Source organism: Lachnospira multipara LB2003, from assembly GCF_000702205.1.
In the GTDB taxonomy this organism is placed as follows: Bacteria; Bacillota; Clostridia; order Lachnospirales; family Lachnospiraceae; genus Lachnospira; species Lachnospira multipara_A.
Window position 1 is genome coordinate 228,449 of record NZ_JNKW01000004.1, and the last position, 14,382, is coordinate 242,830.

The 14,382-nt window shown below is 34.1% G+C and carries 10 protein-coding genes; 4 read left to right on the top strand and 6 right to left on the bottom strand.

What is annotated here, in order from left to right; translation table 11 throughout:
- Positions 1 to 67 precede the first annotated feature (67 nt).
- The 4 genes from murC (at position 68) to T537_RS0103735 (ending at position 5,265) form a co-directional block, all read left to right on the top strand.
- Positions 68 to 1,456 (top strand): UDP-N-acetylmuramate--L-alanine ligase, encoded by a 1,389-nt coding sequence (gene murC, locus T537_RS0103720; protein ID WP_031556373.1) that lies wholly within the window; start codon positions 68 to 70, stop codon positions 1,454 to 1,456.
- A gap of 284 nt (positions 1,457 to 1,740) precedes the next feature.
- Positions 1,741 to 2,907 (top strand): DnaD domain protein, encoded by a 1,167-nt coding sequence (locus T537_RS0103725; RefSeq protein WP_031556375.1) that lies wholly within the window; start codon positions 1,741 to 1,743, stop codon positions 2,905 to 2,907.
- Positions 2,908 to 3,001: 94 nt separating this feature from the next.
- Positions 3,002 to 3,997 carry an ATP-binding protein gene (locus T537_RS0103730; protein ID WP_027436924.1) on the top strand — a complete coding sequence of 332 codons (996 nt, stop codon included), beginning with the start codon at positions 3,002 to 3,004 and terminating at the stop codon, positions 3,995 to 3,997.
- 89 nt (positions 3,998 to 4,086) lie between these two features.
- On the top strand, positions 4,087 to 5,265 hold the full coding sequence (locus T537_RS0103735) for a ribose-phosphate pyrophosphokinase (protein ID WP_031556377.1): 1,179 nt from the start codon (positions 4,087 to 4,089) through the stop codon (positions 5,263 to 5,265).
- Between the two features lie 69 nt (positions 5,266 to 5,334).
- Here the strand turns inward: T537_RS0103735 and T537_RS0103740 are convergent, their stop codons facing one another.
- From T537_RS0103740 to atpG, 6 genes are all read right to left on the bottom strand, one after another.
- Entirely contained in the window at positions 5,335 to 7,545 is a 2,211-nt protein-coding gene (locus T537_RS0103740; protein ID WP_034244210.1) for a transglycosylase domain-containing protein, read from the bottom strand.
- Between the two features lie 162 nt (positions 7,546 to 7,707).
- Positions 7,708 to 10,236, bottom strand: coding sequence for a hypothetical protein (locus tag T537_RS0103745; protein WP_031556381.1), 2,529 nt, complete (start codon positions 10,234 to 10,236; stop codon positions 7,708 to 7,710).
- Positions 10,237 to 10,254: 18 nt separating this feature from the next.
- Positions 10,255 to 11,409, bottom strand: coding sequence for a class I SAM-dependent methyltransferase (locus T537_RS0103750; protein ID WP_031556384.1), 1,155 nt, complete (start codon positions 11,407 to 11,409; stop codon positions 10,255 to 10,257).
- Positions 11,410 to 11,542: 133 nt separating this feature from the next.
- Complete coding sequence (gene atpC / locus T537_RS0103755; RefSeq protein ID WP_027436920.1) at positions 11,543 to 11,944, bottom strand: ATP synthase F1 subunit epsilon; 402 nt, start codon at positions 11,942 to 11,944, stop codon at positions 11,543 to 11,545.
- A 60-nt stretch (positions 11,945 to 12,004) separates the two neighbouring features.
- Positions 12,005 to 13,396: a F0F1 ATP synthase subunit beta gene (gene atpD / locus T537_RS0103760; protein ID WP_031556386.1), complete on the bottom strand. Its 1,392-nt coding sequence runs from the start codon at positions 13,394 to 13,396 to the stop codon at positions 12,005 to 12,007.
- Positions 13,397 to 13,471: 75 nt separating this feature from the next.
- Entirely contained in the window at positions 13,472 to 14,338 is an 867-nt protein-coding gene (atpG, locus tag T537_RS0103765) for an ATP synthase F1 subunit gamma (protein WP_027436918.1), read from the bottom strand.
- Positions 14,339 to 14,382 lie beyond the last annotated feature (44 nt).

Consider the following 14,382-nt stretch of genomic DNA (forward strand, 5'->3'; position numbering starts at 1 on the left):
TAAGGAAAAATGATAATTTTTAATTTAACACTAGATTAAATAATATAGAAAGAAGGCACTTTTTATTATGTACAAGATTGATTTTAAAAATCCAGTTTCTGTTCACTTTATTGGTATCGGCGGAATTAGCATGAGCGGACTTGCACAAATATTGGTTAAGGAAGGCTTTAAAGTTTCTGGTTCTGATCAAGCATCATCTAATCTTACTAAGGATTTAGAGGCTGTAGGCTGTAGGATTTCTTATCCTCAGGCTAAGGAAAATATAACAGATGATATTGATGTTGTAGTTTATACTGCTGCCATTCATCCTGATAACCCTGAATTTATGGAAGCTAAGAACAAAAATATTCCTATGTTAACAAGAGCTGAACTATTAGGTCAGATTATGCAAAACTACCCATCAGCAATTAATGTAGCTGGTACACATGGTAAGACAACAACAACATCTATGCTTACTGAAATTTTTATGGCTGCTAACACAGATCCAACAATTTCAGTTGGAGGTATTTTAAATAGTATCGGTGGTAATGTAAGAGTTGGTAGCTCAGACATATTTATTACAGAGGCCTGCGAATATACTAACAGTTTCTTATCATTTAACCCAACAACTAATATCATCTTAAATGTTAAAGCTGATCACCTTGATTTCTTCAAAGACTTAGATGATATTCGTCACTCATTTAAGCTTTTTGTTGAGAAATTACCTGACAATGTTGGTACATTAATTATTAACTCAGATATTGAAGATTACACATATTTCTTTAAGGACAAGCATTGTCATGTTATTACATTTGGCTCTGATCCTTCTAAGTCAATGTATAGCGCTAAGGACATTACATATGATGAGTTTGGATGCTGCACTTATACATTAATTAAAGATGGCGTTGATGTAGATAGTATTAAATTAAGCGTTCCTGGAATACACAATGTTTATAACTCTCTTGCTGCAATTGCTACAGCACAAAACGAAGGAATAGACTTAAGTTTCATTAAACAGGGCCTTTTAAACTTCACAGGAACTAACAGACGTTTCCAAAAGAAGGGCGAATTTAACGGCGTAACTGTTATTGATGATTATGCACATCATCCAGATGAAATTGAGGCAACACTTGAATCAGCTAAGCATTATCCACATAAAACAACATGGTGCGTATTCCAGCCACATACATATACAAGAACAAAATCCCTAATGGATGAATTCGCAACAGCACTTTCAAAGGCTGATAAAGTTGTTCTTGCTAAGATTTATGCAGCTAGAGAAACAGATGATTTAGGAATTAGCTCAGCAGATCTTGCCAATAAGATTAAAGCTTTAGGCAAAGAATGTTACTATATAGATACATTTGAAGGTATTGAAGAATTTTTACAAAAAAATTGTATCAACGGTGACTTGTTGATAACTATGGGCGCCGGCGACATTGTAAAAGTTGGTGAAGACTTAGTAAATAACCAATAAATTCACAATAGAACAAATTTTCAACAAAGTTATCCACATTATCCACAGAGCTTATGTTAATATCGAACTAAGTTTCTGTGGATTTTATTGTTTATAAACAGTTTTTTACAGGCCACTATCTACGGGCTTTACAGCCAATTGTGAAATAAATATCCACATTATCCACAATATCCACAATCAGAATGTGTATAGCTTGTCTACATTTGCAAGTTAAAATTAGTGTGTTATAATCTGTGTGACTTAAAAGACAGTGGTCAAAACTTATAATAAAGAGGGAGTTTCAAATGCATAATTTAACTTTAACTACAGACTCTGACAACAACTATACTGCCGTTCCAGACATATTTATTGATAAATACATACCTAATGCTAATGGAGAATTCGTCAAGGTATATCTCTATCTTTTACGACTTCTTTCTAATAAGAACAATAACTTAAGCATCTCCTCTCTTGCAGATATATTTGAACAGACAGAATCAGACATAATAAGAGCTTTAAGATATTGGGATAAACAAGGTCTTCTTGATCTTGATTTTAATGGAAATGGTGTTATCTGCGGAATTACACTTAAAGATCTTAATAACAGATCTAATAATATTATTTCCCATGTATCTAGCGGTACTAACAACGGATATGATTTAAACATTTCCCTTAAGAAAAATACCGATAATATAACAGAAACTAAAGCTAAACCTGTGGCTGAATCTAATCCTATAGTTAAGAACAATGTAATCATTAGGCCATCTATGATTGCACCTACTAAAGAAAGACTTGCTCAACTAAATGATGAAGAGGATTTTTCTCTCCTTATGTTTGGTATTCAGTCATACCTTGGTAGACCTCTTAAGCAGACAGAAAGTAATTTAGCTGCATACCTTTATGATGAATTTAAATTCTCATCATCACTTATAGATTATTTATTCTCTTATTGCATTCAGACAGGTCATACAGATATTAGATATATCGAAGCTACTGCCCTTGCGTGGAATGAGAAGAATATTAAGACTATAGCAGAAGCTAAAGAAGAATCAACAAATCATAGCGATGTTACAGTAAGTGTTATAAAAGCTTTCGGATTACAGGGCAGAGACCTTGCTACATCTGAGAAAGAATATATCGAAAGATGGAACAACAATTATAATTTCTCACCAGAAATTATTTCTGAGGCATGTAATCGTACTATTATTAAGACTCATGAAGCTAGCTTCCCTTATGCAGAGTCAATCTTAAAGGGCTGGTATGAGGCTGGCATTAAGTCATTAAATGATATTTCAAAACTAGATGCAGAATTTAATGCTAAGAAGGCTAGTAACTATAACAACGGAAGCTCGTCAAAGGTAACTAGTATGACTAATAAACAAGCTTCTAAGAACAAGACTAATAAATTCAACAATTTCCAACAAAGGGAATATTCTCAGGAATTCTACGATTCCTTATATGACAACATGTAATTATTGGTTATTTTCATAGTAGTTATTTTCCGCTATTTTGTGGTAATATATAACTACTATGATAATTTTATTTTAGGTAAATAAGGAGCGAATTATGGCTTTAACTAATACTCAATATGCTTCTGTTATGCGTACATTCGACGATTTAAGAAGCCTAAACAACCGAATACTAGATAATAGATATGAAGAGATTAAAGCTTTATCTCCTAAACTAGAAGAAATCGACAATAAAGTTATTGAGATTTCACTTGAAGCTGCAAAGGCTAAGATTAATAAGAGTTCTAACGATTCATCTGATATTGACAACATCTTAGATTCTAAGCTTAAAAAGCTAGAGCAGGACAAGAGAGATTTACTTATTTCTCTTGGTAAGCCAGCCAACTATCTAGATGAAATTTATAACTGTCCAAAATGCCATGATACAGGCTTTATTGGACAACAGAAATGCTCTTGTTTTAAAAAAATTGCCATTGATCTTGTATATAGAGATTCTAATCTTAAGAACATCATTAAAGATGAGAATTTCGATACATTCACATATAAATGGTACGATGATACTGTTATAGACCCACGTTTTAAGACTACAGCACGAAAGAACATGGAGAAGGTCTATGGTATCGTTCGTAAATTTGTCAGTAATTTCGACAAGGAATTTACCAACCTGCTAATAACTGGTAATACAGGTGTTGGTAAGACATTCCTTACAAACTGTATTGCTAAGGAATTACTAGACAGTTCACATAGTGTTATATATCTAACTGCTATCGAATTTTTTGAAAGCTTTGAAAGCAGGGATTTTAACAAAGATAGAGACAACGTAGTTGATACTCAGTATTTTTTAGATGCCGATCTTCTTATAATAGATGATTTAGGCACAGAGAACAGCAATTCTTATACTAATTCGAGATTGTTCTATATAATAAACGAACGTAGTATACGAAAAAAACCTATGATTATTTCTGCCAATTTGGAAATTAATGAAATTGGTGATAGATACTCTGAAAGAGTTTTCTCTAGACTGCTTAGTTCCTACAAACTCTTAGGTTTGTTTGGACAGGATATTCGAATACTTAAGAGAAATAATCATTGACTTTATCTTTCGACTTGATTATATTAGTATAGGTTTTGCAAAACAAACCAGTCACTTTTTATTGTTATTTTTTATGGAGGAGTTATATTATGCCACGAGACGAACGTCATATTGCAACTATTCCTTATGGTAAATTAGGAATTATTCCTTTAAAGAGCTGCACAGCTATGGGAGATAAGGTTGATAAGTACCTTGTAGATTGGAGAGAAAAGCGTGACAACGAAACTGTTCTTAGCGTAGCAGGTTACAAGAAGGATTCTTATATCCTTAATGCTAAGACACCAAGATTTGGTTCAGGTGAAGGTAAGGGAACACTTAGCGATTCAGTTAGAGGTCATGACCTTTATATCATGGTTGACGTAGCTAATTACAGTCTCACATACTCGCTTAACGGCGTACCTAATAGAATGTCTCCTGATGATCACTATGCTGATCTTAAGAGAGTTATTATGGCTGCAGGTGGTAAGGCAAGACGTATTTCAGTAATTATGCCTTTCCTTTACGAGTCTAGACAGCATAAGAGAACAGGTAGAGAATCTCTTGACTGTGCTTTCATGCTTCAAGAATTAACTAACATGGGTGTTGATAACATTATCACTTTTGATGCTCATGACCCAAGAGTACAGAACGCTATCCCTCTTAAGGGCTTCGAATCTGTATCTTGTACATATCAGTTTGTTAAATATCTTCTTCTTGGTGTTGATGATCTTCATATCGATTCAGATCATATGATGGTTATTTCTCCTGATGAAGGTGGTATGGGACGTGCTGTATATCTTGCTAACTTACTTGGTCTTGATATGGGTATGTTCTACAAGAGAAGAGATTATACAAAGATCGTTGACGGACGTAATCCTATCGTTGCTCATGAGTTCCTTGGAACTAATGTAGAAGGTAAGGATGTTATTATCATCGATGATATGATTTCATCTGGTGATTCAATGATTGATGTTGCTTCTGAACTTAAGAGACGTAAAGCAAGAAGAGTATTCTGTGCTACAACATTTGGTCTCTTTACTAACGGATTTAAGAAATTTGATGAAGCTTATGAGAAGGGCATCATCGATAAGATTCTTACAACTAACCTTATCTACCAGCCAGAAGAGCTTTTATCTAAGCCTTGGTATATCAACGTAGATATGAGTAAGTACATGGCTCTTATCATTGATACACTTAACCATGATTCATCAATTAGTAACCTCTTAAACCCTGTTGAAAGAATTCAGAATAGAGTAAGAGAATATAACGAATTACACTACGGTAAGTAATTTTTTAGTTCATATGTTTATAAAAGCCAATAGAAATTTTTCTATTGGCTTTTATTTTTATATATTTTTTTAATCATTATTAGTCGGGGCGTCCTGATCTCCGTCGGAATTGGCTCCACCGCCCTCATCTTCTAGTTTTACATCCTTATCAATATCAGAATTTGCCCCACCATCTATAGTTTCACCATTTTCATTAACTGCCTTTGTGCTTAAATCATTAACATCACTAGCTTTATTGTCATTGTTATTTAATGTCTCATTGATATTATCACTTATAGTTGACTTTTCTTTTTTATTAGGGCTTGATTCCTTTTCATTGCTTTTTTTACTTGTTGAATCATACTCTTCAAAAGGAGTCTTATCTAGTCCTGTATGAATCTGTTCCATATAGTCTTTAAAAATATCTTTAGTATTAATACTAGTTAAAGTCTCTGGATAGTCATATCCCATCCAGACAGATGTGGTGTAATACTTGCTATAACCTACAAACCAAGCATCTTTATTGGAATTAGTAGTACCTGTCTTGCCTGCAACAGTTGCATTAAAACAAGCTGCTCCAACACCAGTACCACTTTCAACTACGCTTTCAAGCATGCTAGTCATCATTTTACATGGATTAGTTTCATATATACGTTCACTGCTAATTTCAGATGATTCCCAGACTGTCTGACCATTTATATGAGAAATCTTACTTATACATGTTGGATTTCTGTAATATCCATCATTAGCTATAGTTGCATAGGCTGCTGCCATTTCAACTGATGATACACCATAAGTAAATCCACCAAGGGCTGCCGCATTGTAGTTTTTATCCATCCATACCTTATGAAATCCCATATTTAAAAGGAAGGATATTCCTCCACTTGGTGTTATTTCCTGGAAAATATTCCATGCCACTGTATTCTTAGAATACTTAACCGCATCCCTTAATGTCATTTCACCTGCATATGAATTATCTGCATTAGCAGGACCATTTGGCATATATTGATCAACGACTATTGTGTCTGGAGTGTTTCCAAGCTGTAAATAAGGCAAATAAACGATTAAAGGCTTAATAGCACTACCTGCTTGTCGATAGCTCTGATATGCCCTATTAAGAGTCAAGCCAACCAAATCCTGACTTCTTGCCCCAACAATGGCAACCACCTGACCTGTGCTATTATCTATACATGTTGCCGCAGCTTGAAGGGAATAAACTCCATCTTCATTAACCTCACTACTCCAGGAAAGATTATCATCTATAGATTCCTGTAAGGCCGCCTGAGCCTTCATATCTATACTTGTGTTAATTACATAGCCACCGCTTATTAAAAGCTGCTGACAGTAAGTATAAAAGCTCTCATATTCATCACAGTATTTATTGTAATCATCTTCACTTGTAAAATTGCTCCTAAAAGTAAATCCATAATCCCCCATTAACGTTTCAGTGGCACAGTGCCTTGCATAAGTAACAACTGAATTATTGTGATTCATTTCTTTCTTAGCATTAAGTGTAACTGTTTCATTTTGTGCCACAAGATAATCTAATTCTGGGATAAAATTATATTCATAAAGTTCATGAAGTATAATATCTCTTCTATTAACCGTGTTATCATACTTAGTTAATGGATTATATTTTGTTGGATTATTAGGAATTGCTGCTATAAATGCCATTTCAGATAAATCAAGTTCATCTACTCCCTTTTGAAAATATCCAAGAGCTGCTGCCTGAACCCCATAATATCCATTACCAAAATAAATATTATTAAGATAAAATTCTAATATCTCCTTCTTAGAATATTTAGCTTCTAATTCCTGTGATAAAAAAATCTCTTCTACTTTTCTTTCCCATGTAACATCCTGACTTAGATATATGTTACGTGCTAACTGCTGTGTAATTGTGCTTGCGCCCTGTACTATTTCATTGGCCTTCTTATTAGCTATTACTGCTCTAACTATAGCCTTATAGTCCACACCTTGATGTTTATAATAATCCCTATCTTCCATTACCACAAAAGCATTAACTAGTGTTTCTGGAATATCATCATATTTCACATAATACATATCCTTGGTATCCCTCATACTACCAAGTTCTTTGCCATCCTTATCGTAAATAATGGTAGTCTGAGAGCCATTAAAATCACTTAGTTCACTTTTATTTGCTATGGCACAAGCATCATTATAAAGCTCTTTAATTCTTAAAACCCTTGGCCAGTAATAAATCAAAGCCACTAATACCATAAGAATTAGACTAAAAAGCAATAGCTTAAAAATAGACCCTTTCTTCTTTTTTGCCTTCATAATTATCTCCCTCTTTATTCCCTTATCTCCAAAACATCTACCTTGATTATATACTAAAAATAAAAAAGACACATGAAAAATTTAATATTTAACGATATTTTTATCATTAAATCAGTTTTTCATGTGTCCTTATTTATTATATTTTTTATTGTATTTAAATTATTATTTTACATATGTTATAAATACATCCCCAGCTGCGCTAAAGGTCTTACTTGCAGCTGAAATTGTAGTTGTTGTTGATGCTCCAGAATCAAGTGATACATAAACTATATTGTCTGAATCATATGCAGTAATTACACAGTATGAGCCATCTCCTAATTTTCCCACAATAATTGAACCACTGCCTACATAATTTAATAGCTTATCTATTGTAATTCCATTGGTATTAATAATACTTATTTCACCACTTGTTTTTAATGCATCTATTGGGGACATTCCACTATCAACAAGGTTTTGTATATTTATATTAACACCTGCAAAACTAGCTATGGTTTGTAGACTAGCTACAACTCCTCCTCCCGTAGATGCTACAGGAGCACTAATAGACGCCTTTGTAGCTTTGTATCTGTTATAGATTACATTGCCCTTATTATCAAGCACTCTACCATAATTAGCATAAGCCGTATTAATCGCAGTATTAATATTACTTGTGCTTAATAAGTATTTGCCAAAACTATAAACATAATACTTACCTTCGCCATTTACTGAGACATCTAAGTCAAGCCACTTTTTCTCGTTATAGACAATTTTTTGCGAAGCTCTAAATGAAACACCATTTAGTGATGGAGCCTTACTAAATAATACAATTCTTGTTTCTGTTAATCTTGCATCTGTTGCAGAAGTTATAACACTTAATTCCTTCTCAACCACATTCTCATCTTTATTTATAAGCTGATCAATCGGTGCAGTTGCAAAACCTGTATCAGTCTTAGTTGCTCTATCTAGAGTTACTCTCTTACCATCAATCTTAGCTCCTGTAATATAATAATTACCATCGCCATATTCCTTAATGATATTGTAATCCTTATCAATAACATTTACCTTTTTCATAGCAAATGTGACATTTCCTAACTCATCTCTAACAACATCAGATTTATTAGCGATTCCATAAATACAATCGTTATCAATAAATCCTATAACCGATAGAACTTCACCTTCACCCGCTTTAATCTCATAGTCAGAGCTATTAGAGATATTGTAAATTCTAAGTGTATCTGTGTTATATAAATCTCCTGTTGTACTATAACAAATTGTTGAACCATCCGCAGAAACTGCATATGTTCCCTCTGTTAAGTTAGATACAATTTCCATAATTTCCAAACTTGTTATGTCAATTGAATATAAGGTATCGTCAATTAAGCAATAATACATATTTTCATTAAGATATGAAATACCTGCTGTGTTCTCTGACATAATTGTGTAGCTTGTATTAAGAGGTATAAAAAGCGCTTCTTTAACCTCATTATCAGAATAATCATAATGATACAATGAAATACCAACTCTTCCCTCATGTTCACCTCTATTCATATATCCACGAACAACAAATGTGGCATCTCCATTAGCATCTACCGTAATTATTCTAAAATCGTGAGCATTATAATCCTCTCTAACATTATCTGTATCTTCACTTGCAAAGCTGAAAACACTAGTAAATGTATTATCTACAGTGCTATAACACCATAAGGAGCCGTTATTTTCAAAATAATTATATTTGCCTTCTTCATCAGCCTTCATATTAACATCAGTATTAGATGTAATACCTAGATTAATCTTAGTTGTGGTTACTAAATCGTTCTTAGCATCAAAAATCTGATCAGCATCACGTTCATATCCTAACAAATAAAATCTTGAAGCTGTTTTTCTGATTCTGTAATACTCACAAACCTTATAAGTATCGTAGCTACCGTTAGTATTCTCAGCACCCATTCTATATTCAAGGGTTACTACGCCAATTTCTTGATTAACATCCTTAACGGATATATTAATATCACTTTCCACATATGGAGTTAAATCTCCCCATGTTACCATAGAACTACTTGAATTAATATTCACATGGCCAAAGTTATCATTTAAAGCATTGGTACTTGTTTCTAAATACAATGCAATTTCATTTACCCTAGTTGGATTAAATGTTACCTCATTGAAATTTAAGGCAAAATCTACATAATCCTTTATTTCGTAGCTATCACCTTTAATAATAGTTGAGTAATAGTGAACGTCCCTTTCGCCCTTTAAATTAAGGGTTATCTCTAATGAGTATTTTTTATCATCCTCAATTAGATTCTTTAGTGTAAACTCAAGATTAATAGCATTATCTATAACACTATAATCTTCAACTTCCGTATTCTCATATAATTCATTAGTTTCTAAATCACGCACTTTAAAACTAATTTTATTAATTTCTGTCCCATATGTATTAACATAGGCTTTTACAACTCTATTAGTTCCAATTGGAGTTATAGACTCGTTCTCTAGAGTTAAGTCTATTTCATCTGTGTAACCATGCATTAAATTGTATGTTCTGTTATCATTATCAAGAAATGCAACAGTTGGCAGAGTTGCCTCAGACATGGTTGTATATGATGCCTCTTCAGCTTCTAATTGCATTGTTAAAAAAGTAAGTATTCCCGTTACTAAAAATATCGCACCTAATATCCAGTGCTTCATTTCTAGAATTTTTCTAGTCTCCATTATTGTCTCCCATCTTTGTTATATTAGCTTTGATAAAGTCAAATCCACATTTAAAGCCTTATTCATTGTGTCATTAAGAAGTCTAGCCTCTTTATTCTCCCCCTTTGACTTAACAGCTCGAATTAATAGATTCTTAGGTGTATGTTCCATATCTATAAATTCAAGAATCTGTGTGTCATAACCATTAGCTTCTAGCATCTTAGCTCTTGAAGCATCTGTTATAATTGCTGCTAATCTCTCCTTTAAAATTCCATAATCCATAACTGGCTTTAGAATTTCATTATCAATTGTTTTATTGGCTTCATGCTGGCAGCATGGCACTGATAAAATAACCTTAGCGCCCCACTTAACTGCATTAGCCAAGGCATAATCAGTAGCTGTATCACAAGCGTGAAGTGTAACTACCATATCAACTGCATTAACATCTTTATAGGATGCAATATCACCTACATAAAAGTTTAATTTATCATAGCCATAGTCACGGGCTAAGACATTGCAGTTATTAATAACATCTTCCTTTAAATCAAGGCCAATAACTCTAATATCGTATCCCTTTAACACTTTTAAATAATAATACATTGCAAAAGTTAAATAGGACTTACCGCAACCAAAATCAATAATTGTCTGTTCTCTATCCTTAGATAGAGATGGCAAAATATCTTCAATAAATTCCAAAAATCTATTTATCTGCTTGAATTTATCATATCTAGAATTTACAATTTTTCCTTCCTTAGTCATTACACCTAAATCCACAAGGAATGGTACCACAATACCCTCTTCTAATATATATTTCTTTTTCTTGTTATGATTTAAATCCCTTGCTGTTTTAATTTCCTTAGCTTTCTTTAGTTTAATAGTGTAATGCTGTTCTTGTCCTTCTTTATATTTAGAGGCAAGAATTAACCCTGTTGCATCAGTTAAATTAAACTGTGCTTGACTAAATTCTTTAAGGTAATCCTTAATAGAATTCATTGCCTCTTCCTTTTCTAGATTCTTATGAAAAGCTTGTCTTCCCACAAATTCTTCTATCTGAAATAATAATTTATCATTAATCTTAACAGGTCTTATTTTAACTCTGTAAGCCTTTTTCTCGTCTTTTTTTCTTCTTGCTGAAATTGTACAATCTAATAACTTCTCGGTTAAATTTAATTCTAAAAAATCCTTTAATTCCATAGCTATTCCAATCTTTACTTCTTATTATTTTATTAACCCCATATTTTATAAAACTATCCTCTAAATTATACCTTTATTTCTCCTTCTTGTTAAGTAAAAAAATAGGACGCGGAAATCCGCGTCCCACTAATTTTTATTTTGCTGCTCCAAGTCTTGCAAGTGATCTCTTTAATGCCATTTCTGCTCTTGCTACATCAAGGTTAGGATCTTTAGCTGCAAGTCTTCTTTCAGCTCTAACTCTAGCCTCGTTAGCTCTATTAACATCAATTTCATCAGGCCACTCTGCAACTTCTGCAAGGATTGTCACCTTATCCTTAAGGATTTCGATGATACCACCATGAATAGCAGCTTTTTCCACATCATTACCATGATGAATCTTAAGTACACATGGTACAACTACTGATGTAAGAGGAATATGCTGTGGAAAAACACCTATTTCCCCTTCAGATGTAGCTAACTCAACCATAGTAACTGTATCGTCATTGTAAAAAACTCTATCTGGTGTATTAACCAGAAGCTTCATAGTCTCTGCCATGGTATCCTCCTTTACATGCTAAGCATCTATTATTAACTATCAGTTTAGAATAAAGATTTATTACTTAACCTTAGCTAATACATCATCAATGCTACCGCAGTTTAAGAAGTAACTTTCTGGAATATCATCATGCTTACCTTCAAGAATTTCTCTAAATCCACGAATTGTTTCCTGAATTGGTACATACTTACCTTCAAGACCTGTAAACTGTCCAGCAACGAAGAATGGCTGAGATAAGAATCTCTGTACCTTTCTTGCTCTAGAAACTACAAGCTTATCATCTTCAGATAATTCATCCATACCTAAGATAGCGATAATATCCTGTAATTCCTTATATCTTTGTAAGATTTCCTGAACAGCACGAGCTGTCTTATAATGTTCTTCACCTACGACTCTTGGGTCAAGGATTCTTGATGTTGATTCAAGTGGATCTACAGCTGGGTAGATACCAAGTTCTACGATTGAACGTGAAAGAACTGTTGTAGCATCAAGATGGGCGAATGTTGTAGCTGGCGCTGGGTCAGTTAAATCATCCGCAGGTACATAAACGGCCTGAACTGAAGTGATAGAACCGTTCTTTGTAGATGTGATACGCTCCTGAAGAGCACCCATTTCAGTCTGAAGTGTTGGCTGGTAACCAACGGCTGATGGCATACGTCCAAGTAAGGCTGAAACCTCTGAACCTGCCTGAGTAAATCTGTAGATATTATCGATGAAAAGAAGTACATCCTTTCCACCCTTATCTCTGAAGTACTCAGCCATTGTAAGACCTGTTAAACCAACTCTCATTCTAGCTCCAGGTGGTTCGTTCATCTGACCAAATACCATTGTTGTCTTCTCGATAACGCCTGATTCCATCATTTCATGGTAAAGGTCGTTACCCTCTCTAGTACGCTCACCTACACCTGTGAATACTGAATATCCACCGTGCTCTGTAGCGATATTTCTAATAAGTTCCTGAATAAGAACTGTCTTACCTACACCGGCACCACCGAATAGACCGATCTTACCACCCTTCTGGTAAGGGCAAAGTAAATCTACTACCTTGATACCTGTTTCTAGGATTTCTGTGTTTGTAGCCTGCTCTGCAAAAGTAGGAGCCTGTCTATGAATAGGCATATACTCTTCTACATCTGGAGCTGGCTTGTTATCAATAGGATCACCTAATACGTTAAAGATACGTCCAAGTGTGTTTTCACCAACTGGAACAGAAATTGGCTTTCCTGTAGCTTCTGCTTCCATACCTCTAACCAAACCATCTGTAGGACCAAGGGCAATACATCTAACTGTATCATCACCAAGATGCTGTGCAACCTCTACAACGAGCTTGCCGCCGTCATTAGTCTTTATGTTGATGGCTGAATTAATTTCTGGAAGATTACCCTCAGTGAACTTAATATCAATTACGGCACTGATGATCTGAGTAATCTTACCGATATTCTTCTCTGCCATTACTAACCTCCATTATTAGTTAAATAAAAGATTTATATAAAATCTAACAGTATAACTTAAATTAAGCACTCTTTTTTAGCCAGTAGCGTTGGCACCACCAATGATCTCTGTAATCTCCTGAGTAATAGCACTCTGACGAGCTCTGTTGTACTGAAGAGAAAGTGTTGAAATAAGATCTTCGGCATTACTTGTAGCGTTATCCATTGCCTGCATACGAGCACCATTTTCACTGGCAACAGATTCGATTAATGCACCATAAATAAGTGAGCATACATACTTTGGTATGATCATATCAAGTGCTTCATCTTCCTCTGGCTCATAGCTCATTGGAGTTGTGTCTACTTCCTTTTTGTCCTCTTCGCCCTTTAAGTCATCAGTTGATACTGGTAATAACTTAATAAGCTTAGGAACATGTACTACTGTATTCTTAAATGATGTATATGCAAGATAAATCTCACCTATTTCACCTGCTGCGAACCTTTCAAGAAGTTCTTCGCAAATTTCCTTAGCATCAGTATAAAGTGGCTCATTAATTACATCAGAATAATCCTTAGCAATATTATAGCCTTTTCTTTTAAGAGCATCTCTACCCTTAGTACCGATTGCAATTATATCCACATCACTTTTATTAAAACCGCTATTAAAAATGAGTTTTTCAATATTTGAGTTGTAACCACCCGCTAATCCTCTGTTACCTGTTATTGTAATCACTGCTTTTTTAGTAGATTCACCAGCAACTAAATATTTATGATTAATATTTCCTGACTTAGCTAAAATACTACTAACAGTATCATACATAAGATCTGAGTATGGCTTTGTTGATTCTGCCTTACCCTTAGCTTTTTGTAACTTAACAGTGGAAACGAGCTTCATCGCTTTGGTAATCTGACCAGTGCTTTGTATACTGTCTCTACGTCTTTTTATGTCTCTCATTGAGGCCATAAAATTTTACCTCCGTTTCCTAAAGCTAACAAACGTAACTGTTA

Excerpts from the sequence above, each read along its gene's own strand:
- murC (WP_031556373.1), top strand. The coding sequence starts at position 68 with ATGTACAAGATTGATTTTAAAAATCCAGTTTCTGTTCACTTTATTGGT.
- T537_RS0103725 (WP_031556375.1), top strand. The coding sequence starts at position 1,741 with ATGCATAATTTAACTTTAACTACAGACTCTGACAACAACTATACTGCC.
- T537_RS0103730 (WP_027436924.1), top strand. The coding sequence starts at position 3,002 with ATGGCTTTAACTAATACTCAATATGCTTCTGTTATGCGTACATTCGAC.
- T537_RS0103735 (WP_031556377.1), top strand. The coding sequence starts at position 4,087 with ATGCCACGAGACGAACGTCATATTGCAACTATTCCTTATGGTAAATTA.
- T537_RS0103740 (WP_034244210.1), bottom strand. The coding sequence starts at position 7,545 with ATGAAGGCAAAAAAGAAGAAAGGGTCTATTTTTAAGCTATTGCTTTTT.
- T537_RS0103745 (WP_031556381.1), bottom strand. The coding sequence starts at position 10,236 with ATGGAGACTAGAAAAATTCTAGAAATGAAGCACTGGATATTAGGTGCG.
- T537_RS0103750 (WP_031556384.1), bottom strand. The coding sequence starts at position 11,409 with ATGGAATTAAAGGATTTTTTAGAATTAAATTTAACCGAGAAGTTATTA.
- atpC (WP_027436920.1), bottom strand. The coding sequence starts at position 11,944 with ATGGCAGAGACTATGAAGCTTCTGGTTAATACACCAGATAGAGTTTTT.
- atpD (WP_031556386.1), bottom strand. The coding sequence starts at position 13,396 with ATGGCAGAGAAGAATATCGGTAAGATTACTCAGATCATCAGTGCCGTA.
- atpG (WP_027436918.1), bottom strand. The coding sequence starts at position 14,338 with ATGGCCTCAATGAGAGACATAAAAAGACGTAGAGACAGTATACAAAGC.